At 42.3% G+C, this 26,566-nt stretch carries 23 protein-coding genes; 1 reads left to right on the forward strand and 22 read right to left on the reverse strand.

What is annotated here, in order from left to right; translation table 11 throughout:
* Positions 1-9: 9 nt before the first annotated feature.
* From ACXAFV_RS01400 to metG, 20 genes are all read right to left on the reverse strand, one after another.
* On the reverse strand, positions 10-1,632 hold the full coding sequence (locus tag ACXAFV_RS01400; protein ID WP_475123944.1) for a putative polysaccharide biosynthesis protein: 1,623 nt from the start codon (positions 1,630-1,632) through the stop codon (positions 10-12).
* A gap of 275 nt (positions 1,633-1,907) precedes the next feature.
* Complete coding sequence (spoVT, locus tag ACXAFV_RS01405; RefSeq protein ID WP_475123946.1) at positions 1,908-2,444, reverse strand: stage V sporulation protein T; 537 nt, start codon at positions 2,442-2,444, stop codon at positions 1,908-1,910.
* Between the two features lie 518 nt (positions 2,445-2,962).
* On the reverse strand, positions 2,963-6,496 hold the full coding sequence (gene mfd, locus ACXAFV_RS01410; protein WP_475123947.1) for a transcription-repair coupling factor: 3,534 nt from the start codon (positions 6,494-6,496) through the stop codon (positions 2,963-2,965).
* A gap of 136 nt (positions 6,497-6,632) precedes the next feature.
* Complete coding sequence (locus ACXAFV_RS01415) at positions 6,633-6,863, reverse strand: anti-sigma-F factor Fin family protein (RefSeq protein WP_475123948.1); 231 nt, start codon at positions 6,861-6,863, stop codon at positions 6,633-6,635.
* Between the two features lie 84 nt (positions 6,864-6,947).
* On the reverse strand, positions 6,948-7,505 hold the full coding sequence (gene pth, locus ACXAFV_RS01420; RefSeq protein ID WP_475123949.1) for an aminoacyl-tRNA hydrolase: 558 nt from the start codon (positions 7,503-7,505) through the stop codon (positions 6,948-6,950).
* Positions 7,506-7,588: 83 nt separating this feature from the next.
* Positions 7,589-8,242, reverse strand: a complete 654-nt coding sequence (locus ACXAFV_RS01425; protein WP_475123950.1) for a 50S ribosomal protein L25/general stress protein Ctc — start codon at positions 8,240-8,242, stop codon at positions 7,589-7,591.
* A gap of 873 nt (positions 8,243-9,115) precedes the next feature.
* Positions 9,116-10,075 (reverse strand): ribose-phosphate diphosphokinase, encoded by a 960-nt coding sequence (locus ACXAFV_RS01430; protein WP_475123951.1) that lies wholly within the window; start codon positions 10,073-10,075, stop codon positions 9,116-9,118.
* A gap of 14 nt (positions 10,076-10,089) precedes the next feature.
* Positions 10,090-11,463: a bifunctional UDP-N-acetylglucosamine diphosphorylase/glucosamine-1-phosphate N-acetyltransferase GlmU gene (glmU, locus tag ACXAFV_RS01435; protein ID WP_475123952.1), complete on the reverse strand. Its 1,374-nt coding sequence runs from the start codon at positions 11,461-11,463 to the stop codon at positions 10,090-10,092.
* Between the two features lie 630 nt (positions 11,464-12,093).
* A complete protein-coding gene (gene spoVG, locus ACXAFV_RS01440) occupies positions 12,094-12,387 on the reverse strand; it encodes a septation regulator SpoVG (protein WP_172255667.1) in 294 nt (97 codons plus the stop codon).
* 194 nt (positions 12,388-12,581) lie between these two features.
* Positions 12,582-12,956 (reverse strand): RidA family protein, encoded by a 375-nt coding sequence (locus tag ACXAFV_RS01445; protein ID WP_475123954.1) that lies wholly within the window; start codon positions 12,954-12,956, stop codon positions 12,582-12,584.
* 15 nt (positions 12,957-12,971) lie between these two features.
* Positions 12,972-13,808, reverse strand: a complete 837-nt coding sequence (gene purR, locus ACXAFV_RS01450) for a pur operon repressor (RefSeq protein ID WP_475123956.1) — start codon at positions 13,806-13,808, stop codon at positions 12,972-12,974.
* Between the two features lie 69 nt (positions 13,809-13,877).
* Positions 13,878-14,732 (reverse strand): 4-(cytidine 5'-diphospho)-2-C-methyl-D-erythritol kinase, encoded by an 855-nt coding sequence (gene ispE, locus ACXAFV_RS01455; protein WP_475123957.1) that lies wholly within the window; start codon positions 14,730-14,732, stop codon positions 13,878-13,880.
* A 215-nt stretch (positions 14,733-14,947) separates the two neighbouring features.
* On the reverse strand, positions 14,948-15,130 hold the full coding sequence (locus ACXAFV_RS01460; RefSeq protein WP_475123958.1) for a small, acid-soluble spore protein, alpha/beta type: 183 nt from the start codon (positions 15,128-15,130) through the stop codon (positions 14,948-14,950).
* A gap of 495 nt (positions 15,131-15,625) precedes the next feature.
* The gene (gene veg, locus ACXAFV_RS01465; protein WP_064091133.1) at positions 15,626-15,895 is read right to left on the reverse strand and encodes a biofilm formation stimulator Veg; all 270 of its coding nucleotides are present in this window, start codon (positions 15,893-15,895) and stop codon (positions 15,626-15,628) included.
* A 375-nt stretch (positions 15,896-16,270) separates the two neighbouring features.
* Positions 16,271-17,152 carry a sporulation peptidase YabG gene (gene yabG / locus ACXAFV_RS01470; RefSeq protein WP_475123960.1) on the reverse strand — a complete coding sequence of 294 codons (882 nt, stop codon included), beginning with the start codon at positions 17,150-17,152 and terminating at the stop codon, positions 16,271-16,273.
* Between the two features lie 550 nt (positions 17,153-17,702).
* The gene (rsmA, locus tag ACXAFV_RS01475) at positions 17,703-18,581 is read right to left on the reverse strand and encodes a 16S rRNA (adenine(1518)-N(6)/adenine(1519)-N(6))-dimethyltransferase RsmA (RefSeq protein ID WP_475123962.1); all 879 of its coding nucleotides are present in this window, start codon (positions 18,579-18,581) and stop codon (positions 17,703-17,705) included.
* Positions 18,574-19,134, reverse strand: coding sequence for a ribonuclease M5 (rnmV, locus tag ACXAFV_RS01480; RefSeq protein ID WP_475123964.1), 561 nt, complete (start codon positions 19,132-19,134; stop codon positions 18,574-18,576). The genes rsmA and rnmV overlap by 8 nt, the downstream gene beginning before the upstream one ends.
* A gap of 157 nt (positions 19,135-19,291) precedes the next feature.
* On the reverse strand, positions 19,292-20,512 hold the full coding sequence (locus ACXAFV_RS01485; protein WP_475123965.1) for a ubiquitin-like domain-containing protein: 1,221 nt from the start codon (positions 20,510-20,512) through the stop codon (positions 19,292-19,294).
* 250 nt (positions 20,513-20,762) lie between these two features.
* Positions 20,763-21,530, reverse strand: a complete 768-nt coding sequence (locus ACXAFV_RS01490) for a TatD family hydrolase (RefSeq protein ID WP_475123967.1) — start codon at positions 21,528-21,530, stop codon at positions 20,763-20,765.
* A 510-nt stretch (positions 21,531-22,040) separates the two neighbouring features.
* On the reverse strand, positions 22,041-24,080 hold the full coding sequence (gene metG, locus ACXAFV_RS01495) for a methionine--tRNA ligase (protein ID WP_475126037.1): 2,040 nt from the start codon (positions 24,078-24,080) through the stop codon (positions 22,041-22,043).
* A gap of 397 nt (positions 24,081-24,477) precedes the next feature.
* On the opposite strand from metG, the gene ACXAFV_RS01500 reads away from it, so the two are divergent.
* Positions 24,478-24,759 (forward strand): AbrB/MazE/SpoVT family DNA-binding domain-containing protein, encoded by a 282-nt coding sequence (locus tag ACXAFV_RS01500; protein WP_224878283.1) that lies wholly within the window; start codon positions 24,478-24,480, stop codon positions 24,757-24,759.
* A gap of 50 nt (positions 24,760-24,809) precedes the next feature.
* Here the strand turns inward: ACXAFV_RS01500 and rsmI are convergent, their stop codons facing one another.
* Together rsmI and ACXAFV_RS01510 are read right to left on the reverse strand one after the other, a co-directional pair.
* The gene (rsmI, locus tag ACXAFV_RS01505) at positions 24,810-25,688 is read right to left on the reverse strand and encodes a 16S rRNA (cytidine(1402)-2'-O)-methyltransferase (RefSeq protein WP_475123968.1); all 879 of its coding nucleotides are present in this window, start codon (positions 25,686-25,688) and stop codon (positions 24,810-24,812) included.
* Between the two features lie 29 nt (positions 25,689-25,717).
* The gene (locus ACXAFV_RS01510) at positions 25,718-26,461 is read right to left on the reverse strand and encodes a tRNA1(Val) (adenine(37)-N6)-methyltransferase (RefSeq protein ID WP_475123969.1); all 744 of its coding nucleotides are present in this window, start codon (positions 26,459-26,461) and stop codon (positions 25,718-25,720) included.
* Positions 26,462-26,566: the final 105 nt, after the last annotated feature.

The raw sequence follows: 26,566 nt of genomic DNA on the forward strand, positions 1-26,566 counted from the left end.
ACGATTCTCCTATCTGCTTTTTAAAATTGGCTCGATTTTCTCCATCAGCCACACCCACTTGCTTCCAAAGGGCAGAAAGCCGATTTCTTCCTGACTGAGTACATTCCCTCGCAGTAAAACAACCAAAAAAACCGCCCCGCCAATGAACACTCCTCCCAAAGAGAAGATGACTGCCATCTCGCGTTCAGGCATTCCGGCTGTCAAAACGATCTCATATAGCAGCATCAACCCCTGAAGCGCAAGCGTCATCGCTGCCCCGCTTATTAGCAGTGTTCTATAAAAAGAGGTATCGATCAACCTGATCGGGAAGATTTTCTTTAACCTAACAACCATGAGAAGTGTGATTACCGCCAAAGATAATATGGTTGAAAGAGATGTACCCATTGTCCCGAACACAGGAACCAGAATCGCATTCCCTGCATATTTAAGAACGACTCCGGCAATGATGCAAAACGCCGGATAGTAAATGCTGCCGATCCCTTGAAATATCCCGGCGAATGTAAGGATCAGACAGCTGAAAAAAATCGAGACGCAAAATACGGCAATCACACTGGAACCGGAGGCATTCTCGAACAGCATCGTATTCGTAGGAACGATGAGGTTAATCAAACCAAGCGACGCTGCGAAACCTATGATGATACTAATCTTTAACGATAATTGACTGTATTCTCTCACCAGCGACTCTTTCTTACTGATATATGCACTCGTCACCAGAGGAACGATGGTCAGTGAAATAGACGTGGCGACTACATTCCCCAGCTGCACAAAAGGCTGTCCGCGGTCATAGATCCCCTTCCACTTCTTAGCTGCACTTTCTTCCATGCCGGAGGAAGTCAACAACGCGTACACGTTTAACGAATCGATGAATTGAAGAAGAATCAACAGCATGGCACTGACACATATTGCTGTCCCGTCCGTCAACAGCCGTTTCCAAATAGACAGATAATCCTTTGAAAGCGTGAAGATTCCCGATGACAGAGGGTTGTCCTTTTTTAGTGCATGAAAGAATACCAATACGATAATTCCTGCTATCCCCCCGGTTATCGATCCGAATAACGCACCTTTTCCAACCATGTATAAAGAATATCCATGACCAACCAATAGGAATGAAAACACCAGGATCGTCACAACTCTGAAACTCTGTTCCGCCACCTGTGATACAGCGGTCGGGAGCATATTCTCTTTTCCTTGATAATAGCCTCTCAATGCAGACAAAGGGGGCAAAAGCAAAAATGACAGGGAAATGACCTGGATGAGAGGCATGAGGTTCGGGTCCCCCATCCACCCGGCAATGAGCCCTGCACCGAAATAGATGAGCATAAACCATATCAACCCGACGATGCACAAAAAAAGAAAGGAGGTCAGGGCAACATCCTTCGCCCCTTCTTCATCATTCTCTTCAATTTTCTCAGCAACAAGCTTTGAAATGATAACAGGAAACCCGTAAGTGGATAACGCGATGGCTATTCCATAAAAAGGGTAAACCTGCTGATATATATAAAATCCGATATCTCCAACGATATTCTGAAAAGGAACCCGATACACGGCGCTTAATATTTTCGTCACAAGCGCAGCCACGGTCAACACCATAGCCCCTTTAAGAAATTGCTTGGAGGAATACTGCTTCCTCAACGAGCTTCCTGCCTTTCCATATATAACTTCCAACGACCAAGCATATGTACAAACTATTGTCATTTTATCATAAAAGCAGAAAAGCGGAAGCGGCTCGCACAGAGGCGGGTGGCATAAGACGAATCGGTCACGAAGGCGCTCTTTGCCTTCTTGGGCGGTTTGGCTTATGACATGTGCCTCTAGCCGCTGGAGCTGGACAATGAAAAGCGGAAGCGGCTTGGTCAGAGACGCTCCTTCAAAAAAAAAGAAGAGTGGCGGCTGCCACTCTCTTTACATTATGATTCCATTTGTCTTGCCAAGAAGCCAGCTGCCGTTTCCACTGCCTTTTGTTCCACTTCACCAACAGTACGATCCTTTGAAAAGATAGCAACGGCACCAATTGGATCTCCATTTGCTACAATCGGAGCGATCGTATAAGAATTCAAATCTTCATCATGTCCATCAACAAGTTCTGCTTGTCCCTGCTGAGTGTTTAAAAGAGAAGAACGATCATCCATTACTTTTTCAATTAATTCACTTACATTTTTGTTTAAATACTCTTTCTTTGATGCACCGGCGATAGCGATCACTGCATCACGGTCGCAAATCAGGACCGCACTTCCTAAACTGTCGTATAATGCTTCCGCATATTCCTTCGCAAAATCACTGAGTTCACTGATAGGAGAGTATTTCTTTAAGATGACTTCCCCGTCACGATCAACGAAGATTTCAAGTGGGTCTCCCTCGCGGATCCTTAACGTTCTGCGAATTTCTTTCGGAATAACAACGCGTCCTAAATCATCAATACGACGAACAATTCCAGTTGCTTTCATCTATAGTTGCCTCACTTTCATCAGATGATTTTTATTTAGCAAGGCATTCATTTGCTTTGAATACTTTGCCATTGTTGAGTTTAGTATCTTACATCTTAGAAGTTCTATACACATTCAGTTATTTTTTCTGTAATTTCACTAAAATGCTAGTGCAGGTTACTTTTTCCAAAGTTGGCAGCTGCATTAATACTAATACCCTTATCATAGTAAAATAAACCAGTAAACGCGTTTACAGTTCAGTTACAATGTGATAACGAATATTAGAATTAAATGTCGAAAATCATCTGAATGTATCGAAAGTGACGGCTGAATTTTATGATTTAACCCCCGGTGTTAATCACCGCTTTTGATTTCCGTGCAAGACTTCGCTTTCCGCGGGCGAGCGTGGAGCCTCCTCAGCTTCGCTTTTCCCGCAGGAGTCTTCGTCTTGCACTCCAATCAACGCTAGATATTAGTTATATATGACATGTATTTTCAAAGTATCAAATAGTCAACTTAATTCTTTATTCAATAGTTTATCAAGAAACTGTGTTTTCTTCTTTTAGAGCTGTATCCAGTTTTTTTATGATGTCGTATGCCATGTGGAACCATTTTGATGTTTCTAGGCGCGCTGTGTTGATGGAGATTTTTAATTTGGAGCCTTCCATACCAAGGCCTACGGCACGTCCGTGTTTGCTGCAAAGATCGAATACTTTGGATCCGTCAATCCGATTGGTTCCTTCTGGGGACATATAGATATTGACGGTTTTCTGCACCTGTTTGATTGCTTCTAAATCTGTATTTTTGGCAAAAATCTTCATCTCGGATATGAGGAATAGATATTCCACTTCTTTAGGATATTCACCAAATCGGTCGAGCATCTCTTCCTGCAGTTCTTCTATTTCAGGAAGAGTCGAAAGTGAACGGAAGCGTTTGTACATCTCGATCTTCTGATGGCCGTCCTTGATGTAGTCGTCCGGAATATAGGCATCCACTTCAATGTCGACTTCAAAGGTGGACGCAGGCTCTTTAGGAAGATCTCCTTTCCGCTCTTCAATCGCTTCTTTCAGCATTTGCGAATAAAGATCAAATCCAACGGAGTCGATGAATCCATGCTGCTGGGCACCGAGCAGGTTCCCTGCACCGCGAATTGTCAAATCACGCATGGCAATTTTAAATCCGGACCCAAGCTCTGTGAATTCTTTGATCGCCTGCAGCCGTTTTTCAGCTACTTCCGTAAGCACTTTATCTTTACGGTACGTAAAGTAAGCATAGGCTACCCTGTTTGAACGACCTACACGTCCTCTCAGCTGATACAACTGGGATAAGCCCATTCGGTCTGCGTCAAAAACTATGAGTGTATTGACATTCGGTATATCGACCCCTGTTTCGATGATCGTCGTCGTGACGAGCACATCATATTCACCCGCAAGGAAGCTTAATATGACTGACTCCAGTTCACTTTCACCCATTTGTCCGTGAGCATAAGCAACCCTTGCATCAGGGACGAGCATCGAAATTTCATCCGCTTTCCGTTCGATATCCTCCACTCGGTTATAGAGGAAATAAACCTGGCCATTCCGAGCCAACTCCCGTTCAATCGCCTCTTTGATCAGCGGGCCATTGTATTCCATGACATACGTCTGTACGGGGAATCGGTTCTCAGGCGGCGTTTCGATGACAGACAAGTCCCTCACCCCGAGCATCGACATATGAAGGGTACGGGGAATAGGGGTTGCCGTTAAGGTCAACACATCAATATTCGTTTTGAGCTGTTTGATCTTTTCTTTATGAGTAACACCAAATCGCTGCTCTTCATCAATGATCAACAACCCGATTTCACGGTATACGATATCTTTAGATAATAGGCGGTGTGTACCGACAACGATATCCACTGTTCCGGCCTTCAGTCCTTTGATCGTCTCCTGCTGCTGTTTTCTCGTCCGGAAACGGCTTAATAATCCGATTTCAATCGGAAAGTCCTGAAAACGTTCCTTGATGGTTTCATAATGCTGTTGAGCTAGAATCGTCGTTGGTACTAGGAAGGCAACCTGCTTTCCATCTGCGATCGCTTTAAAAGCAGCACGGATGGCCACCTCTGTCTTCCCGTATCCGACGTCTCCACAGAGCAATCGATCCATCGGCCGTTCTTTCTCCATGTCGTGCTTTATTTCATGAATAGACCTTAATTGATCATCCGTTTCTTCATAAGGAAAGGCTGTTTCAAAATCGCGCTGCATATCACCATCCGGGGAAAAGGCATAACCTCTTGCCGCTTCACGTTCTGCGTAGAGCTTGATCAGATCGTCGGCAATATCCTGAACGGACGACTGCACTTTGGATTTAACCTTTTTCCACTCACTGCCGCCTAACTTATAAAGCTTGGGTTCTTTACTCTCAGAGCCGACATACTTCTGGACAAGCTCAATTTGCTCTACCGGAACATAGAGCTTATCGCTGCCTTGGTACTTGACGTGAAGATAATCCTTATGCACGCCATTGATTTCCAGTGTTTCCAACCCTAAATATTTCCCGATCCCGTGGTTGACATGCACCACGTAATCCCCGACTTTCAGTTCTGAGTAGCTTTTGATTCTTTCAGCATTTGAAAGCTTCTGCCTTCTCGGTTTCTTTTTTGTTTTTTTATTGAACAGCTCTTCCTCTGTGATGACAGCAAGCTTCTGCATCGGAAGCTCGAAGCCACTCGTAAGGCTTCCATTGATCATTTGAACCTTGCCCTTTAATAACTTGGAACCATCTTCGACAAACGCAATTTCGATTTTATAGTCATCGAGTACACGTTGAAGCTTCTTTACACGATCTTCATCCGGTCCAAGCAGAACAACGGTGTATTTCCCTTTTTTCCAGCGGTCAAGCTCTGCCTTAAGGACATTCATCTGACCATGAAAACTCTGCATCGGCTTGGCCGAAACATTGAATATGTTCTGCGGGCTTGTATTCGGGATATGGCGCAGAAACAACGAGAAATAAACCTTAGGCAGCTTCGTATTGGCTGTTAAGGATTGAAACTTGTGGGACACTGAAATATCGTGAATGATTTGTCCATCCTGCAAAAGGGACGTGTACCACTCTGCCTCTTCTCTTTCCAGGGATTCACTCATCTCCAGGATCCTGCTGTATTCATCAAAGAAAATCACACTGTCAGCCGGCAAATAGTCTAGCAAACTACTAGGCGTTTCGTAGGCCAGCGAGAGATACTTAAAGATTTGCTCAGGAATCTGCCCGTTTTCAAGCTGTGCGATCTCGTGCCCGATATATTCTGTGAGCTTTTCTTTCACACTGTCCGTTTTTATTTTTTTTAAGCTTTTGGACATGCCGGATTCAATCTTTTGAATTAAGCTCCCCATATCCTCATAATTCATCAATACCTCTGAAGCAGGACCTACTTCAATGGTTTTCAGCTTGTCTATGGACCGCTGATCATCGACTGAAAATGTACGGATGGAATCGATTTCTGTATCAAACAATTCAACACGCACAGGATTCGGTAGGGTTAACGGGTAAATATCGACAATTCCACCGCGGAGACTGAACTCACCCGGGGTGCTTACCATCCCGGTACGCTGATAGCCCATCTGAACCAATTGATTCAACACATCATCGAGATCGATGTCTTCTCCATACGCAAAGGTGATTTGATTTTTTTCCCACAGCTGTTTCTCGGGAAGAATCTTTCTTAACCCTGCAACAGGCACAATGTATACACCTTTTTTATTTTTTGAAAGTTTATTCAACACTTCTATTCGCTGGGACCTCAGCTCAGGACTTGCAATGCTAAGCTCTGCTGCAATCAACTCATTGGCTGAATACAGATAGACTTCATCTTCGGAAAGAAACTGGATCAGGTCATCATATATTTTTTGGGCTTGAAACAAGTTATGGGTAACCACCATGGTGGATTTATTTGTCTCTAGATAAACATCCGCTATATAAGCCGTACGCGAAGATCCTGACAGACCCGCAACAAGCTGTTCCGATAATCGTTCTTCAATTCCGGTAATGAGGGATTGAAGTTCTTCGCTCTGATGAATTTGTTTTACTATACCTTTCAAGAGTACGCTCCTCCCCGTGGATCTTTCTATATCTGCCGCTTCACTATTTTAATAACTTGGTGCAGGCAGTATTAATAAACAGAAAAATGCTTTGGTTCTGCTACCAAAGCGTTGTTCCTTTGAATGTTATATAAACTTACTGAATGATATAATCCAATTGATGATAATCCGGATTTCTTTCAAGACTCTCCTGACAATCTTCACAAATTGTCCGGACGTGGATATCTCCATTGTTCTGATACTGAACCATATGCAGCCGTTCTTCCTCAGTCAGTTTATGAATACCCAGCTGTTCTGAGTGAACCGACTTGTCGGAAATTGTCCCTACAGTTGTTCCACAATGACGACAATGATAGTGGATAGCCAATTGATATCCCTCCATTTACATTTATACGATTAGTATGAACGTATTAGAAGGGACTTATTCAGCTTGCCTATCCTTTTGCCTGGTTTAGTTGAATTTATTCATTACTTCGATAAACGGTTTATCAAACCATGTTTCACATGCTTCGACTGAGTCAGAGATGACTTTATCCAATTCAGCCTGTTCATCCTTGTTGAATTTACCAAGTACATAATCAGGTACGCTCATGCCGTTTGTCGGACGGTCAATGCCGACTCGTATCCGGTTGAAATTCTGAGTGCCTAAATGTGCAATGGTTGACTTGATGCCGTTATGGCCGCCAGCACTCCCCTTCTGACGCAGCCTGATCTTCCCTACAGGCAAGTCCAGATCATCATAGATGACAAGCAGGTTTTCTTCTTCTATATCGAAATAATCCATTAACGGGACGATGCTTTCTCCTGATAAATTCATATATGTAAGCGGCTTTAAAAGAACGATTTTCTCTCCTTTATAATGATAGGTTCCGTAGACCCCTTTAAACTTTGATTGGTTTAAAGAGACACCTAACCGCTCTGCAAGTGCATCCACAATCACAAACCCGATATTATGTCTTGTTTTTTCATATTGCGAGCCCGGGTTTCCGAGTCCAACGATTAATTTCATACTTCCACCTCATTCTGACCTATTACTTCTAGGATAAACGTAAAAAGCGCAACCTGCAAAAGGTTACGCTAAAAAATTTTATTTTATTCTTCAGAAGACTCGCTTTCTTCACTAGCTTCAGTCTCTCTGCCCTCTTCATTCTGAGGAACGCCCTCTTCCTGCTCTTCACCAGTCGAAATTTCTTCTTCTTGTCTAGGGGCAAGGATAGAAGCAATGGTGCGATCATCTTCTTCGTTTAATGTAACACTGTATTTATTACGTACATCACCGATGGTAACCGTGTCGCCAACTTGAAGCTCTGAAATATCCACTTCTATTGATTCAGGGATATCAGATGGCTTCGCAGTGACGGATACTTCATGCAGCGGCTGCTGTAGTACTCCGCCGTCTTTCACGCCTGCAGACTCTCCAGTTAGCTCAATGCGAACGTCTGCATCAATTTCCTGAGACATGTTAACCGCAAGAAAGTCAACGTGTGTAATCTCATCTTTAATATGATCCTGTTGATAATCACTTAAAATGACATTTTGTTTAGTACCGTTGATGTTTAAGGAAATGATTCCGTTTCTACCTACTTCGCGGATTGTTTTAATGAATGTGATCGAGTCAATCGCAATTGGTGTATTTTCTGTTTTATAACCGTAGACAACACCAGGGATACTTCCGCTGTGTCTAAGTTTCGTTAAAGTTGAGCGTTTGAAATCATCTCTTGTATTAGCTTTTAATTCTATTGCCATGTTTAATCCAACACCTTCCCTAATCATATAATTGTCGAGTTCTATATATAGTAATTACCCTATTCATATGGGGAATAAACATGTGAATTTTAGTTAGGTTAAAACTTGTCAGGTGAACCTGTTCTAAATACCGCTAATGATTTCCGTGCAAGTCTTCGCTTTCCGCGGGTAGCCCGTGAGCCTCCTCGGCAAGCCTGCGGGAAGAAAAGCGGAAGGGCTTTGTTCAGAGGCGGTTGGCATAAGACGAATCGGCCTGGAAGGCGCTCTTTGCCTTCTTGGTCGGTTTGGCTTATGACATGTGCCTCTAAGCCCTGGAGCTGGACAAGTCTCACATTAGCTACTCTTCCCGCAGGAGTCTTCGTCTTGCACTCCAATCAACCGCTGGAAAGTTGCGAAAATAGCTTTGATCAAACATCTCAAGAGTTCAGTGCCCCTGCAACTTGACTGTTATTATCGTGTGTAAGTGATTATTTGTCTTTTTTCAGCTAAAAAGGGCTCCAATTTGATTAAAAAGGGGGGCTGCTTACTAAGAACCTGCTGCATAGCATGAGTTCCCGCCCGTATTTATCCGTCAAACTAAGCTTTCCACTATAAGCTCCATAGAATATTATCAAAACCGGCCACTATATTATCAAAAATCCAATTTTATTATCAAAAACAGAAATATATTATCAAAACTGACACTTTTATTATTAAATCCTCTATTCACCGACCTAAAATACCCTCACTTGTATACAACGACCATCTCTGAGGATCGAATCATCTCCAGCGGCTGCGCATAAAAGTCCGTCAATATTCCACATAACAAAAGAACCCGCCTTCTCAAATTGAGAGGACGGGTTCTTTTCACAGCGCAAACACTGATATTAATTCTTAATCGAATAATGTACTTACTGATTTTTGTTCGTATACACGGATGATTGCTTCGCTGATCAGTTTCGCCACTGAAAGCTGCTTGATCTTTCCGATCATTTTCTCTTCAGGAAGCTGAATCGTGTTCAGTACCACTAACTCTTTGATATTCGAATTCTCGATACGCTCGATAGCAGGACCTGAAAGAACAGGGTGTGTACAGCAAGCGAATACTTCTTTCGCACCGTTTTCCACTAATGCGTTTGAAGCTAACGTGATTGTACCTGCAGTGTCGATGATATCATCAATTAAAATCGCAATTTTGCCATCGATATTACCAACGATATTCATGACCTCTGCCACGTTAGGCTTTGGTCGGCGTTTATCAATAATCGCGATCGGTGCTTTCAAGCGCTCTGCAAGTTTACGGGCTCTTGTAACACCGCCATGGTCTGGAGATACGATAACGATGTCTTCATTCTTAAAGCCTTTTTCCTGGAAGTACTCAGCCAAAATCGGCACTCCCATTAAGTGATCAATTAAGATGTCGAAGAAACCTTGGATTTGAGGAGCATGCAGATCCAGTGTGATGACACGTGTTGCTCCCGCAGTTTCCAATAGGTTCGCTACAAGCTTAGCCGTAATCGGTTCACGCGCTCTTGCTTTACGGTCCTGACGTGCATACCCATAATAAGGCATTACGATTGTGATCGTTTTTGCTGACGCACGTTTTAATGCATCTACCATGATAAGAAGTTCCATGAGGTTTTCATTAACAGGCTGAGATGTTGACTGAATAACGAAAACATCACATCCGCGGATGCTTTCTTCGATATTGATTTGGATTTCTCCATCACTGAAACGTTTAACAGAAGATTTTCCTAATTCAAGGCCAACTTCATCTGCGATTTCTTTTGCAAGTTCATGGTTCGAATTAAGAGAGAAAATTTTCAACTTAGAATTAATATAAGAGTTTGGCATGGTGGACCTCCAGTTTATTTCTTATGATTAAGATTTTGTACATAATTTTCTTTATTGACCTGGCGAGCCCTTGCAATTGAAAGCGACTCTCCCGGAACATCTTCAGTGATCGTTGAACCTGCTGCAATATAGGCACCTTTACCAACCTTCACAGGGGCAACTAAATTTGAGTTGCAGCCAACGAACACTCCGTCTTCAATCTTTGTAAGATGCTTATTCTTACCGTCATAGTTGACTGTAATCGATCCACATCCGATATTAACGTCACTTCCTACCTCGGCATCACCGATATAACTTAAGTGAGAAGCCTTACTTCCTTTACCGAATGATGCTTTCTTGATTTCAACGAAGTTACCGACCTTCACTTCATCCGAAATGCTTGAATCTGGACGAATATGAGCGAACGGCCCAATCTGAACATCAGAACCGATGGAACTGTCATGTGCAACGGATTGCTTCACAACCGTCCGATCTCCGATTGTTGAATCCTTTACTTCCGTATTCGGCCCGATCACGGAATCTTCACCGATGGAAGAGTTTCCTTTAATCACAGTGCCAGGCAAGATGACAGTGTCTCTGCCGATGGTCACTCCTGCATCAATATATGTGTTGGCAGGATCTTGAATCGTCACGCCGTTTCTCATATGTTTTTCATTGATGCGTTTTTTCATTGTCGCCTCTGCTTGAGATAATGCTACGCGGTCGTTTACGCCAAGTGTCTCATCAAAGTCGCTTGTTTGATAAGCGCTGACGATCTCGCCCTCTGTCTGAAGGATCTCAATGACATCCGGCAGGTAGTATTCACCCTGAACATTGTCATTTGATACCTTTTTCAACGTATTGAATAATGCTTTATTATCAAAGCAGTACGTACCTGTATTGATTTCTTTTACTTTTCTTTCATCTTCTGACGCATCTTTATGTTCGACGATGCGTTCCACCAAACCTGAATCATTGCGGATGATTCTTCCGTATCCATCAGGAGATTCTGTGTGCCCGGTCAAAATGGTTGCTTTTGCACCCTGTTCTTCATGGTGCTTCACAAGCGCCTCCATTGTTTCTCCCTTGATAAGGGGAGTATCACCGCATACAACCAGCGTTGTACCATCTAAATTGCCCAGTACGTCTTCTGATTGCATCACCGCATGTGCTGTACCCAGTTGTTCTTCTTGAAGCGCAAAATCACTTTTGCCTTCTAAGTGAGATTTCACGAGTTCAGCCCCGTGGCCGATGATTGTAACGGTCTTCTCTATATTTAATGTTGAAATTTGGTCGACCACATGTTCCACCATAGGCTTACCGCATACAGGGTGAAGAACTTTGTATAACTTCGATTTCATTCTTGTTCCCTGTCCGGCAGCTAATATAACGGCATATCGTTTTGTCATTTTTGGTCCTCCAATAACCTTTTTATCCATAACGAATATATCCTAAAAGCTCTTTCATTTCAAGGATAGAGAAAAATATACATATATTTGTCAAGTAATAGGTTTGTTAAAAAATATTTCGGCAGCAGTAACTCATTAAGAAGTATAAAGAAGAATAGTTTGCAGCGTTAATTTTGTTTAAAAAATATTATGCACTTCTAAATGCCGCTTTTGATTTCCGTGGAAGACTTCGCTTTCCGCGGTTAGCCTCCGGGGTCTTTCATGGCCAGCTGCAGGGCTTAGAGGCACATGTCATAAGCCAAACCGACCAAGAAGGCAAAGAACGCCTTCGTGGCCGATTCGTCTTATGCCACCCGCCTCTGTCAAAGCCCTTCCGCTTTTCAGATAGGAGTCTTCGTCTTGCACTCCAATCAACCGCTGGAACAGGTAATTATCCGGCGTTGGTTAATTGAATTTCCTATCTGTCATCAGTGACTATATAGACTGTGTAGATTTTACGATTTTCCCTAATAAAAAAATAAATGAAAATATTTTTTAAAAAAGGTTTCAGGAGGGGTTTATTGGGGTAATGGGAAGAAAAGAAAAAAAGAGCGCTACTGTGGAAGTAGGCTCTTGTTGCAATAGATTCTTTTAGGAAGCGCCAGCTTCTTCTAACTCCACTTCTTCAAGCTCACCTAGACGGTGATACTCTGATAGCACGGCATCTTGTATCTTGCCTCGGGTACCTGAGTTAATTGGGTGAGCGATATCACGAAATTCCCCATCTGGAGTACGCTTACTTGGCATCGCTACGAATAAGCCATTGTTCCCATCAATCACACGAATGTCATGAACAACAAATTCATTATCCAGCGTAATAGAGGCAATTGCTCTCATGCGACCGTCGGTGTTCACTCGGCGTAATCTTACGTCAGTAACTTCCATTCTGTTCACCACCTTTTTCCCTAGATGAAATCTACTGTACTTATTCAACGAAATTATTAGATATTCCTTCTTTAAATGTAAAATTTTTTGAAAAATTTTATTTTTCACTTAATCTTTTTGTGTTTCTTTTGACCTAATACTGCAATAAAAGCGTATATTAAGAGTCCCTGCGCACAAAAAAACACCCGTGAAGATTACTTCACGAGTGCGATTACTTCGATTTCAACCAGGGCATCTTTTGGCAGGCGGGCGACTTCTACACAAGAACGCGCAGGTTTATGTGTATGGAAATACTCCCCGTATACTTCATTGATGGCACCGAAATCATTCATATCCTTAATGAATACTGTGGCCTTTACTACGGTTTCAAGAGAAGCTCCGGCTTCTTCCAGAACAGCTTGCAGATTTTGAAAAACTTGGTGTGTCTGAGCTGCCACATCCCCTTCAATCATTGTTCCTTCTGTCGTCAATGGAATTTGACCTGAACTGTAGAATAAATTATTCACGATGATCCCTTGAGAATATGGTCCAATTGCTGCAGGTGCTTGATTTGTTGAAACAACACGCATCGTAACTGCCTCCCTTTAAGATAAGAATGTCAGATTTGATTGAAAGTAATTTCCTTCTTTCAAGGAAATTTGCTTATTCTTTTCATTTACATGAGATAATTTCAATAGCGAAACATAATCATCCACTAATCGTTCTTCGGCATTTTCCGACTCTACCAATACACCGATGCCCGAGAGCGTCGCAGAGAATTCTTCCAGCAGGTTCTTCATTCCGTTAACCGTTCCACCGGCTTTCATGAAATCATCGACAACCAGTACTTTCGAGCCTTCTTTCAGGCTTCTCTTGGAAAGAACCATTGATTGAATTCTCTTTGAAGATCCGGATACATAATTAATACTGACCGTCGATCCTTCCGTCACGCGGCTGTCCCTTCTGACGATGACGACCGGAACATTCAAGTAAGATGCGATGGCGTTTGCGATTGGAATCCCTTTTGTAGCAACAGTCATAATAACGTCAATTTCTTTTTCGGCAAAAGCTGAGGCAAGGAGCTTCCCTACTTTTTTCATAAGCAGCGGGTTTCCAAGCAGATCCGTCATGAATAAGTAGCCGCCGGGAAGAAGCCTGTCCGAGCTTTCCATGTGTTGGCATAGCTCCTCTATCACCTCTCCTGCTTCACTGCTATTAACCTTGGGGATGTACTTGACTCCCCCTGCCGCCCCCGGTACCGTTTGAACAATTCCTATCCCGCGTCCTTCAAAGGTTTCTTTTACGATCGTCAAATCTTCACTGATGGAGGACTTGGCAGAACCATAACGCTCAGAGAAAAATGTCAAAGGTACAAGTTGGTGAGGGCGCTCCAATAAGTAATGAGTCATATCGATCAATCGTTCACTACGCTTAAACTTCACCAAAATTACCTCCTAAATCCGAATATTATAAAGTAAATATATCATTAATATACGGATTTAAGCAAATACTTATTCACCAAGCATGCGCACTGCAAATACTTGGTCACAAAATCCTCTCAAACCATTATAGATTCGGTGAAGTCTTGATTCATATTGAACTAATCCATATACAGTCGGTCCGCTTCCGCTCATCAATACCGCATCTGCTCCAAAGCGTTCCATCTGATCCTTGATCTGAGAGACTTCAGGATACATATCGAGCGTCACTGACTCGAGGACATTCCCAAGATTGGCACAGATATCGCTGTAGGAACCACGGTTTAGTGCTGAAATCATCGCTTCTGTATCAGGATGCTGAATGTTTGATACGTCTAGATTTTTATAAACATCAGCAGTTGAAACCCCTATAGTCGGCTTGGCCAAAATAACCCAGCAATTAGGAGGGGCGGGTAAGTGTTCGATCTTCTCCCCCCGACCCGTTGCAAGTGCGGTGCCACCGTAAACACAGAAAGAAACATCCGACCCTATCTCTGATCCCAACTCAGCGAGCTCGTCCAAGCTAAGTCCCAGATCCCATAAACGGTTCAGTCCTTTTAACGTAGCAGCCGCGTCACTGCTTCCACCAGCCAATCCGGCAGCCACCGGGATCACCTTGTCGATGGAGATCGCGACTCCCTTTTTGATATCGAGTCTATCCTTTAACAGCTGAGCAGCCTGATAGGCAAGATTCCTTCCATCATCCGGAACAAATCGATTATGAGAAAGAATTTTAATCGTGTCATCTGAAAGATTCGTGAGTTCAATTCGATCTGCTAAATCGATGGTCGTCATGATCATCTCAACCTCGTGAAATCCATCGGGGCGTTTATGTAAAACATCAAGTGATAGGTTAATTTTTGCCGGCGCCTTCACTAATAACCTCATTTCATCACCTTCTTACCATATCTTTTCACTTATTGTATCATACACTTCTTCGAGAAGTGTCATCATCTTACGATACTCATACAAATATGATATTTTACCACGTTAAAAGGCAATAGGAAAGTGGTCTGTATATAAAAAAGGATCAACTCAAGTCAACCGCCTTAGATGATCCTTCCACTGGTACTAAAAGGTTAGCCACTCCTAAAAGAAAAGAATTACTGGCTGTTTTGGGCTGCCAGCCGACCGCTGGCACGTTCCACGGCTCGTTTCACCATATTCCCGGCATCCCGTGATGTGATGCCGCCCCAGCCTTCTTTCTGAACAACATCATAGAACCCAAGTTCCTGTGCAAGCTCTTCTTTTAATTGATCAGACATAATCCCTCTTCTTCTGCTCATTGTTTTTCCCCCTTCGGATGTACCATATGTTTAATATGTGTTCAGAGGGTTAAAACATTACTAGGGTGTGAAAACCAATTTTTGAAGGATTTTTCGGTGTCAGTTTTATATACCGCTGTTAATTTCCGTGCAAGACTTCGCTTTCCGCGGGTGACCCGTGAGCCTCCTCGGCTTTGCCTGCGGGGTCGAAAAGCGGAGGAGGCTCGCTTAGAGGCGACAAGCTTAAGGCGAGCAAGCCGGAAAGGCGCTTTTTGCCTTTTTGGCTTGCTTGACTTATGACCTCGAGCCTCTAGCCGCCGGAGCTAGACAATTCTCACATTGGCCACTTCTCCCGCAGGAGTCATCGTCTTGCACTCCAATCAACAGCTGGAACCGGTTAGAATTAATATATATGCATTAAACAAGCCTATAATAGGTGATATCCCACCCTTTAAATTCAAGAAAAGGCGAAAAACAGACTTTTTAAGCAAATAAAAAAGCAGCAAACAAATTTGTTTACTGCTGGCTAAAGATGATACTTCCTGTTGCTTCATCATAAAATGTTAATTGAACTGTCTCAGTGAGAACATCTGCATAGCTGTAAGAAACTCGTTCAAACGCATTCTCTTCTTGGTCAAGCTGTACGACAAATACAGAAGGATACGTTTCGGCTAGAACGCCTGAACGCTCAATTGTTTTTCGACGTCCACCGTTTGCTTTAAGCATTAAACGTTTCCCGAGATTCGAATCAAGGGATCTTTTAATGTCGGCTAATGTTTTTGGCATTTCGCTTCCACCTCACTGTATAAAATTATAACACATTATGTAATTTAAGTCAAATAAATTTATTATTTTAACAAGAAATTTAAATACCTGTCAATATATTTTATTCAACAAAAAATACGTTTTTTCTACAACATTACCTTTCCCTGGTAATTGATAAATTATGTAAACTCTTTTTATTATGACGATTTCCCTTTCAAATCAACTAAATTTGGAGAGTCATTCCTTTATCAGAAGAGGAATTCAGTGGCTCTTTTCCTCCATTGACAAAATTCTTAATCACGGATAATAAAATAAACGCCTATCCTGCCCCACAAAAATAAACCCCGCAATTCATATTCACAATTGCAAGGTTTCAGTCTTTATGTCGAAATGTTTCTATTCCTCTTCTTCGACAATTTTATAGGGCATTCCAGTACGTAACACACCTTTCGTCTCCACACCGCCGAGTCCTTTATCTCCGGTCAACGTATTCCGGATCACATCCCATACATTGACGGAATCCTTAAAAGCGGTGTAACTGATCTTCGCGACAATATATACCGGGTCAAGGGCGTGAATGTTGACTCTTGAGGGTGAGCTTGCAAAATTCGCACCTGCATGAATCAGGGATTCAAAATGAGACTGACAGGCTCCTGCGAAAATAACGAGCTGATCCAAGTGAGGATATCTCTTTCTCACTTCCCTTACCGCTTGAACAAAATATCTGGAATGACGGTAGGCGTTAATATCTGACTTTAACCCCTTTGCTTTGGAATAGGCATCGTGACCCGTAATCACTACAATATTCGGTCTGTATTTATCAATGAGGGGGCCAATTTCATTTGGCATTTCTGTCTCACTGCAATGAACACCCTTCACTGGCACTCCGATTCTCTCATAAAGATCTAGACATTTTCGTAAATAGCTGGGATCTCCATCAAGATGAAGAACTTTACCGGGAACCTGGAAATAGTTAAACTCATCTCTATAAGCATTCGTCATTGTATATTCTTGCTTTCGCTTAAGGAGCTCAATATCCTGTCGAAACAAATCAAAAGACTGTTCTTCTTTAGAACGAAACTCTTGAATGATCCGATCCTGCTCTCTAGGGTCCATCTTCTTCAAATCATGAAAAGGAGCATCCGCTATTAATCGATAATCTTCCCCGTAAAGTACAGCCGTTCTTTCATTGTCTATCATGCGAATATCAATGACTCTGAACAAGATATCACACTTATACGAAAGACGACCCACGACATCATTGATTTCGATCTTCACATCCGTCACTCCCATGGACTTACATTCATTATGGAAAAAGCAAATAAAGGGCTGACGCCACCTGAATTTTTCTTACGCCCTGTATGCCCTCTTCATTTTCCATTTTTCATAAGTAATTACTCCCTTTGATAACCTATGCAGGGTATGAGTGTTAGGTGTATGTAAATGTCGTGGGATCCAGGGAAGACGGATATTGATGATGAGGCGGAGTGGAATGGATTTTTAACCATTTTAGATTGAATCTGTCGAATTGTATCCTCATCCGGACACCGAAACAGATATATAAGGATAACCCGCTTTTGTGGCGTGATATTTATTTGGACGTCAGTCAATGTTTCATTTTATGCTGACTAATCAGAGACTTATGCGTAAAATTTTCATTTTATGCTGACTTTTTGAGGTTTATGCGTAATTATTTGTGTTTATGCTGAAAAAATCAGATATATGCTGACTTTAACAAAATATGTAAATCATACGGCTCCTCAAACAAAAAACCGCCTCCCAAAATCATTCCATGATTTCAGAAGACAGTCTCATAAAGTTCAGCTATTTAATTAAAAAGCGGATAAAGTGCATCACTTAACGCACCAAATTCCTGGATGGTAAGGGTCTCCCCTCTTCTCGAAGGCTCCACTTCCGCCTTTGATAACGCTTCTAAGATGTATTCTTTCTTTTCTTTTCCCTCCGGCAGCTGGCTGGTCAGATTGTTCAGTATTGTTTTCCTGCGCTGAGCGAAGGAAGATCGAGTCACTGTAAAGAAGAAATCCTCATCAATCACTTCCACCGGGGGTTTTTCTCTCTTCGTCAAACGGATTACAGCTGAGTCTACATTCGGCTGCGGCATGAAGACCGTCTTCGGTACCGTCATGACCATTTCCGCTTCTGTATAGTATTGTATCGCGATCGATAATGAACCGTATTCCTTTGTTCCAGGCTTCGCTGAGATCCGGTCCCCGACTTCCTTTTGAAGCATGACACAGATTCCCCTGATCGGCAGTCGTTCCATCAAGAGCTTTAGAATGATAGGCGTGGTCACGTAATACGGAAGGTTGGCCACGACCATGATGTCCTCATAGCCTTCAAACTCTTCCTGGATGATCGATTTTACATCTGCCTCCAAAACATCCTTATTGATGATTTTCACGTTGTCATAAGGTGACAGTGTATCCCCGAGAATCGGAATCAGCCTCTGATCGATCTCAAATGCGACTACCTTGCCTGACGTGCGGGCCAAATGCTCTGTCAGTGCACCGATGCCCGGTCCGATTTCAATGGCTGCAGTATCCTTCGATAGGCCTGCATGTTCGGTTATATTACGTAAAATATTTGGATCGATCAGGAAATTCTGACCGAGGCTCTTTTTAAAAGAAAATCCGTATTTTCCCAATATCTCTTTTGTACGCAGCGGGGTGGCAATATCTTTATGCATTAGTTTCCTCCTGAATAATTTCCATTAGCGCACGCTTGAATTCATCCTTCTGGATATTGAACATCATCAAACGTTTATGAAGCTGTTTACCATTAGTGTATCCGATTCTAAGCTTCTCACCAAGTGCTATTCTTCTGTCCTTGGACTTGGGACTCCCGATAAGCCCTGCCGTGACCAAGTCATCCTTTGTGATGATTTCTTCACCTTCATCCTCGATCATATGAGCTTCCCTGAGAGCTTCCCTTATCACTTCAGGAGAAGCATGCTCTACGCCTATTCCTCTCCCTGCCTTTGGGAGGGCATCCTTCTTGTGGACAAAGGCGTGTTTACAGCCGGGAACGGACTCGCTCACAATCTTCCGGATTCGTTCACCGGGGAAATCCGGGTCTGTGAAGATGATGACACCTCTTTTTTCCTGCGCATGCCTTATCTTTTCAATCGTGACAGCAGAAACAGCCGAACCGTTCGTTTCAATCGTATCGGCTGACACGGCCCTCTGAATCGCAACCGTATCATCTTTGCCTTCCACCACAATGATTTCTTTTATTTTCATAAAACCTCCAAAAAAAATGAAACTTATTTTTAGTTACGTTCGTCTAATTAGTAGAACTCATTATTTTTATTATAACTAAATTCTTTGAACGCTTATACAAAAAGGTCTATTAACCGTTTTTCTAAAAACAAAAAAAGCAGGAGAAGACCCCCTGCTCTTAGTCTAATATTTTTACTTTTATCGTTTTTCTTCCCCAGCGATACGCATCTGACTTGGAGGCAAAGAAAACATCGATTTTATTCCCTTTAATTGCACCGCCTGTATCAGCCGCCACGGCATAGCCGTAACCTTCAACATAAACCTTCGTACCTAACGGAATAACAGAAGGATCGACTGCAATGACTTTAATACCAGGATTAGATTTAAGGTTGATTCCTGTCGCGGTATAGCCTGAGCATCCGTTACATGACGCAGTATAGGCTGTCGAGCTCACATAGAACTCCCTGCCGCCGCTCTCTGCTGAAGCCGCAGCGGAAGAAGAGCTTCCACGTGAAACCTGAGCCACGAGAACTTTTGTTCCGACCCTCACAATTTTATCCTGGCTGTCTTTTACCACTTTTTCACTGACTAACTTCCTGGAAACTTCTTTTCCATTTTCTTTGACGATTTCGTATTTCTTTTCAACAAGACCCTTCTTCCCTTCCTGCACAACTTCTTCCTTGCCTTTGGAAAGGTTTGAGTCTTTTCGAGAAACAACCGTAAAGTCAGTTGTCTCTTCCACTACATCGGTGACTTTTTCAACTCGAACGACATTAATGACATCATCTGCTTTGACGATTTTGTCTAAGCCTGGTTCAACGCGATCGGTTTTATTGAGTGTGATTCCCTGTTGCTTTAAAAAGTCAGCGACCGTAGTCGAAGTGGACCATGCCTTTTGCTTTTTGCCTCCATCCACGAGTTGAAGTGGAAAGGCTTCATCAATGGTAATCTTCATGTCCCCTGTGATCTTTTCGGATAAGTCTGGCTGAACCTTATCATGTTCCCCTACTTCTATCTCGTTCTCCGATAGTAACTCTTTAACGGTATCAGCATTGGTCCAGATTTTCTTCTTCTGATCCCCAACTGATACTTCTACCTGTTTTGCCGGTTTCCAAACAATCTTCATATTGTTTGTAACCTTTGTTGTTCCCGAGGGATACAAATAGTCTTCTGAGCGGGTTGAAATCTCTAAATCTTTTAATATATCTTGAATCGTGTTTGCATGCGTTCTTATCTCTTTTTGCTCGCCGTCTAGGGTCAATGCTACAGTGTTTTTGGAACCTTCATAAAAAAGAATTCCGAATACAGCTGCTGATGCTGCAATGGTTGCGATTGCAGCGATCCATTTCCTTCGACTCAAAGACTTGGAAAACAGGCTTTTCATGTTTTTAATCTTCATGAAAAACGCCTCCTTTTCTCGGAGTGATTATATAGAGTATTCCAGAGAGTGTCAACCCTTGCTTCTTTTTTCTTAATCTAGCAAAATATTGAAAACCAGGGAACATAGGACATATTATGCATAAAAAAAGAGAAAAAGAAAAGAGAGAGTTATCGACATGGTTATCCTATGAAAGGCAAAAGCTATGTAGAACTTTTTGTTTTCATTAACTATTAGGACATGCTCTCTCAATTCTCGACAACATTTGATGTCAGTTTATGTTGAATAATTTATTTGCATTTTCGGTTGTAATCTTTTCTACTTCTTCTAAGGAAATGCCTTTCAGTTCTGCAATCTGCTCCGCTACCAACTTCACATAAGCAGGTTCATTCCTTTTCCCTCTGTTCGGATGAGGGGCAAGATACGGGCAGTCCGTCTCGATGAGAAGCTTTTCCAAAGGAATTTCCTGAGCTACTTCTTTTGGCTTCTTCGCGTTTTTAAACGTTACCGGTCCGCCGAGAGAAATATAGAAATTCATGTCAACGCATTCCTGGGCAATCTCTGGACTTCCACTGAAGCAATGCATGATTCCGCCTACCTCTTCAGCCCCTTCTTCCCGAAGGATATCGACAATATCCTGAGTCGCTTCTCTGTTATGTATGATGATCGGCAGTTTCACTTTTTTCGCTAAGTGAATTTGTTTTCTGAACACTTCTTTTTGAATGTCTTTCGGTGATTTATCCCAGTGATAATCAAGGCCCATCTCACCCAGGGCGACTACTTTAGGATGTGAGGAAAGCTCTTCGATCCAAGCGAGATCCTCATCTTTCATATCAATTGCATCTACAGGGTGCCATCCTACGCTAGCATATAGAAAATCATAGCGTTCCACCAGTTCCATGGCTCTTTCTATGGTAGGACGGTCAAAGCCGACCACAACCATCTTTCCTACTCCTGCTTCCTTTGCCCTTGAAATAACCTCCTCCAGATCTTCATTGAATTGTTCAGCATTCAAATGAACATGTGTATCAAATAACATGTGTGACACTCCTCGTATTAAAAATAATTTTATTATAAAAATGAGTAACAAGCATCTCAGTAACGTAACATTTAGGTTACAAATTATGGATGGGTGAGAAAATATTTACTTTGGCGCTTTACCGGATGTTTCCTGGAAAGCACTGAAATACCGCTGTCGATTTCCGTGGAAGACTTCGCTTTCCGCGGGTAGCCCGTGAGCCTCCTCGTCACTTCGTTCCTGCGGGGTCTCACATAAGCTACTCTTCCCGCAGGAGTCTTCGACTTCCACTCCAATCAACAGCTAGATCAGGCTAATATCTATTCTGTCATCTTTAGTATTTACTTCCTCCATTTATTGTATAGGCTTTGAAGTAAATTCTAAAACAATTTGATTTTTCCTTAGATCATGATTATTCCTATATAGTGTTACTTATCGACAAAACCCATTTTGATATGTGATGATAACCTCATAGTATTATCTCGATATAACAAAAGGATGTTCCACGTGGAACATCCTTTTGTTGCTTATTTATTTTACTTTCGTACCGTTTGGCAGTGTTTGGTCCACTGTTGCAATGGAGAGGGTACCGTTTTCTTCTCCTGCGAGGATCATCCCCTGGGAAAGTTCTCCACGCAATTTAACCGGTTTTAGGTTTGTTACGCAGATGACTTTCTTGCCGATTAACTCTTCCGGATTATAGTGTTTGGCGATTCCGGATACCACTTGTCTCTTTTCGTACCCGAGATCAAGTTGGATTTTAAGGAGTTTATCCGCTTTTTTAACAGGTTCAGCATCTACTACTTGCGCCACTCTAAGCTCTACTTTCATGAAATCATCAATTGTGATTTCGTCACTCTCATCTGGTGCTGGTGCAGCTGCTTTTTCTTCTTGTGCAGGTTTGCTTCCCTGCATTTTCTCTTTGATATAGTCAACTTCTTCTTGAAGATCAAGGCGCGGGAAGATCGGCTCACCTTTCTTCACCACTTCTGTTCCTTCAGGGATGGCACCAAATTGTTCTAAACTTTCCCACGTTTGAAGTTTTTCTTCGTGGAGATTCAGCTGTTCAAAGATTTTCTTTGGTGTTCTAGTCAGGAATGGCTGCAGGAGAACGGCGACTCTGCGCAGGGATTCTGCCAGATGGCTCATTACACTTCCCAATTCGGCTTTCATTTCTTCTTCTTTCGCAAGTGCCCAAGGCTGGGTTTCATCAATATATTTATTTGTACGGCTCACCAGCTGCCAAAGGCTGGATAACGCAACCGAGAACTCCATGTTTTCCATTGCTTCTTCGTATTTTTTCACCGTGTTCTTATTGATATCTAACAGATTCTGATCGAACTCTCCATTAGAATGGACATATGCAGGAATGACTCCGTCGAAATACTTGTTGATCATTGCAACCGTTCTGTTCAACAAGTTACCAAGGTCATTGGCAAGATCGAAGTTGATGCGTTCCACAAATCCTTCCGGGGTGAATACCCCGTCAGAACCGAATGGAACTTCTCTTAATAAGTAATAACGCAATGAATCGAGACCGTAGCGGTCAATCAGCGTAACCGGATCGACAACATTCCCTTTTGACTTAGACATCTTCCCGTCCTTCATCAACAGCCAGCCGTGGGCAAATACTTTTTTAGGCAGCGGCAGGTCTAATGCCATCAACATGATCGGCCAGTAGATAGTATGGAAGCGGACAATTTCCTTCCCCACCAAATGAACATCCGCAGGCCAATATTTTAGATAATCCTTATCATTATCACTGCCATATCCTAATGATGTAATGTAATTGGATAGCGCATCGACCCATACATAAATAACATGCTTGGGATCTCCCGGAACCTTCACACCCCAGTCAAACGTGGTTCTCGATACAGCCAAATCCTCCAAGCCAGGCTTGATAAAGTTATTCACCATCTCGTTTTTACGTGACTCAGGCTGAATGAATTCAGGGTTTTCATTATAATAAGCCAGCAGACGATCCACGTATTTACTCATCTTAAAGAAGTATGATTCTTCTTTTACCTTTTCGACAGGACGTCCGCAGTCCGGGCAGTTTCCGTTTTCAAGCTGTCTTTCAGTGAAGAAGGATTCACATGGCGTACAGTACCATCCTTCATATTGATCAAGATAAATATCACCCTGATCCACCAGTTGTTTGAAGATTTTTTCGACGATGTCTTTATGTCGTTTCTCCGTTGTACGGATAAAATCATCATAAGAGATGTCTAATTTTCCCCACAGGTCCTTGATGCCTGTGACGATATCATCTACGTAGCTTTGGGGGCTGATACCCTGCTCTTCCGCTTTACGCTGGATTTTTTGTCCGTGCTCGTCAGTACCTGTTAAATATTTGACATCAAAACCGCGCATTCTTTTATAACGGGCCATCGCATCTCCGGCCACTGTCGTATAGGCATGGCCAATATGTAAATTTCCACTTGGATAGTAGATTGGTGTTGTAATATAGAAGGTCTTCAATTTCTCTTCCACTTTCGCTTCCTCCTCTTTCTTTCTAAAATACCCACATAAACATTCAAGCGTATCCGAATGGTATATAGTGGATTTTATTCTATTGTCTTACCTATTATCTTAACCTCTTATCTCATCAAAATATACCTAAAATATAGTGATTCTGCAACTGCACCACTCACCCATCAGAGGATGTCGAACTGAAAGAGGAAAAATGTCGATTTTTGTCGAAACTTTGTACTGTTAAAGATTTTTCGACAAATTTCTTTTGATTACAATAATATTAAATTGGTAATACATTTTTTTACAATACTTCGTAAAGCTTGTCATATCAACTTTTTTACTGTAAGTTATTTTTAAAAATTTACAAATTTAATTATTGACGATAGGTAAAATCGTTGGTATGATATTACCAGATACAGAAAAATGTCGAATATTGACGAACCCAGAACTAACTAGAGAGATAAAATAAATCATTTTTTGGAGGAGAAATTACATGAAATCTACAGGTATTGTAAGAAAAGTTGATGAATTAGGCCGTGTCGTTATTCCAATCGAACTTCGCCGTACACTTGGCATCGCTGAGAAAGATGCTCTTGAAATCTACGTGGACGACGAAAGAATCATCCTTAAGAAATACAAGCCAAGCATGACTTGCCAAATTACTGGTGAAGTGTCTGATGACAACATCAAGCTTGCTGATGGTAAATTAATTCTAAGCCGTGAAGGTGCAGAACAATTAATCAAAGAAATCCAAGATTCTTTCCAAGCAAAATAAGCTTTTTATGATATAAATATAAGGGCTGAGTTACGCACTCAGCCCTTTTTCTATTCATTCTCTACGTGAAATGCCTGATATACTTCTCTCTTCTGGAGATTTCTTTCTTTGGCCACTTCTTTAATCGCCAGTTTAGAGGGCATTTCTTTTTCTTCTATATAATATTGAACATGATCTTTTAAGGAATAATCCTTCCACCATTCTTCATGTTCTTCTTCATCCGGCTGCTTATTTCCTTCTATCAGTAAACAGAATTCCCCTCTTATTTCACCGTTCTCAGCCCACTTCAATACTTCTTCCAAAGGACCGCGAATAAATTCTTCAAATTTCTTTGTCAGTTCACGGCATATGACAATCTGCCTGCTTCCCAGGGCCTGATGCAACTCCTTGAGTGTTTCCTTCAGTCTATGCGGCGATTCATATAGGATGAACGTATCCTTCAAGGAACGAAGGTTTTCTAACTCTGCACGCTTCTCTTTCTTTCCTCTATGTAAGAACCCGTAAAAATAAAACGGCTGGGGAGCTAAGCCAGAAGCGATCAATGCTGTCAATGCAGCATTTGCCCCTGGAAGAGGAATGACGGACAGGTCGTTCTCTATGGCTGCTTTCACCAGTTCATAACCGGGGTCGGAAATGGAGGGCATCCCTGCATCACTGACAAGAGCAACCGTTTCACCCTGCTCCATTCTCTCGATCAGCTTCGGACCGCTCGATTCCTTGTTATGCTCATGATAACTGATAATCGGCGTATCGATTTCAAAGTAGTTGCTCAGCTTCTTCGTATTTCTTGTATCCTCTGCTGCAATGACATCGGCTTCCTTCATGATGCGGATCGCCCTAAATGTCATGTCCTCAAGATTCCCGATAGGAGTGGGTACAAGATAAAGGCTGCCTTTATTACTTTCCTGATAGCTTTTTTGCTGGTTCATGATGGATTTCACCTCCTGATTGATCTAGCTTATTCTTTCCCGTAAAGAATTTCATGAACTTCCTGAGAATATTCGTTGTTCTCATTATACACAAACAATGGCGGAAGAACCTTCAAGTCCGGTTTGCCGTCTTTGATTCCTTCGATTAAGAGCGTATTGGCTTCTTTTCCCGGCCTCGGGTAGACGAGCCTCATCCGCTTCGGTTCCAGGCGGTGCTTCCTCATCAGGGACAGAATATCCATCAGTCTTCCCGGCCTGTGCACGAATGAAGCTTTCCCTCCCTGCTTCAGCAGGTAGCTCGCAGCCTGGATTGTATCTTCCAATGTGCACAGAACCTCATGACGGGCGATGGTGTAATGTTCATTCATGTTTTGAATCGCGGTTGGAAGAGTTTCAAAATAGGGCGGATTACACGTCACAACATCATAATGGGAATGATGCAGCAGTTTGTTTATTTCTTTCACATCCCCAAGCTTCATCGATACCTGATGTTCGACGCCATTATACTCGATGCTTCTCTCTGCCATATCGAAGAGCCGCTCCTGTATCTCTACACCTGTGATTTCAACTTCTGTTCTGGCGCTTAATAACAGTGGTATGATTCCGTTTCCCGAGCACAAATCTACCACTTTTCCTCTCTTTAACGGCAAATAGCTGAAACGGGCCAGTAATACAGCATCCAAAGAAAAGGAGAATACAGATGGACTTTGGATGATCCTCATGTTTTCTGCCAGTAAATAATCTAATCTTTCATCCTCTTTTAATACAACCATGTCTTTCCTCCGTCTGTGAAACCGTTTCTTTCAATAAAAAGGACCAATCCCTGTCGAATGGATCAGCCCTTTTCGTTGTTTATCATATTCTTACACTTTAGGTTC

It is taken from the genome of Rossellomorea sp. ABR4_012 (assembly GCF_056159545.1).

What these genes read in the sequence shown, in the direction of transcription:
- spoVT (WP_475123946.1), bottom strand. Translation starts at nt 2,444, where the DNA reads ATGAAAGCAACTGGAATTGTTCGTCGTATTGATGATTTAGGACGCGTT.
- pth (WP_475123949.1), bottom strand. Translation starts at nt 7,505, where the DNA reads ATGAAATTAATCGTTGGACTCGGAAACCCGGGCTCGCAATATGAAAAA.
- ACXAFV_RS01425 (WP_475123950.1), bottom strand. Translation starts at nt 8,242, where the DNA reads ATGGCAATAGAATTAAAAGCTAATACAAGAGATGATTTCAAACGCTCA.
- ACXAFV_RS01430 (WP_475123951.1), bottom strand. Translation starts at nt 10,075, where the DNA reads ATGCCAAACTCTTATATTAATTCTAAGTTGAAAATTTTCTCTCTTAAT.
- glmU (WP_475123952.1), bottom strand. Translation starts at nt 11,463, where the DNA reads ATGACAAAACGATATGCCGTTATATTAGCTGCCGGACAGGGAACAAGA.
- spoVG (WP_172255667.1), bottom strand. Translation starts at nt 12,387, where the DNA reads ATGGAAGTTACTGACGTAAGATTACGCCGAGTGAACACCGACGGTCGC.
- ACXAFV_RS01445 (WP_475123954.1), bottom strand. Translation starts at nt 12,956, where the DNA reads ATGCGTGTTGTTTCAACAAATCAAGCACCTGCAGCAATTGGACCATAT.
- ispE (WP_475123957.1), bottom strand. Translation starts at nt 14,732, where the DNA reads ATGAGGTTATTAGTGAAGGCGCCGGCAAAAATTAACCTATCACTTGAT.
- ACXAFV_RS01460 (WP_475123958.1), bottom strand. Translation starts at nt 15,130, where the DNA reads ATGAGCAGAAGAAGAGGGATTATGTCTGATCAATTAAAAGAAGAGCTT.
- veg (WP_064091133.1), bottom strand. Translation starts at nt 15,895, where the DNA reads ATGCCAAAAACATTAGCCGACATTAAAAGATCCCTTGATTCGAATCTC.
- rsmA (WP_475123962.1), bottom strand. Translation starts at nt 18,581, where the DNA reads ATGCATAAAGATATTGCCACCCCGCTGCGTACAAAAGAGATATTGGGA.
- rnmV (WP_475123964.1), bottom strand. Translation starts at nt 19,134, where the DNA reads ATGAAAATAAAAGAAATCATTGTGGTGGAAGGCAAAGATGATACGGTT.
- ACXAFV_RS01485 (WP_475123965.1), bottom strand. Translation starts at nt 20,512, where the DNA reads ATGAAGATTAAAAACATGAAAAGCCTGTTTTCCAAGTCTTTGAGTCGA.
- ACXAFV_RS01490 (WP_475123967.1), bottom strand. Translation starts at nt 21,530, where the DNA reads ATGTTATTTGATACACATGTTCATTTGAATGCTGAACAATTCAATGAA.
- ACXAFV_RS01500 (WP_224878283.1), top strand. Translation starts at nt 24,478, where the DNA reads ATGAAATCTACAGGTATTGTAAGAAAAGTTGATGAATTAGGCCGTGTC.
- rsmI (WP_475123968.1), bottom strand. Translation starts at nt 25,688, where the DNA reads ATGAACCAGCAAAAAAGCTATCAGGAAAGTAATAAAGGCAGCCTTTAT.
- ACXAFV_RS01510 (WP_475123969.1), bottom strand. Translation starts at nt 26,461, where the DNA reads ATGGTTGTATTAAAAGAGGATGAAAGATTAGATTATTTACTGGCAGAA.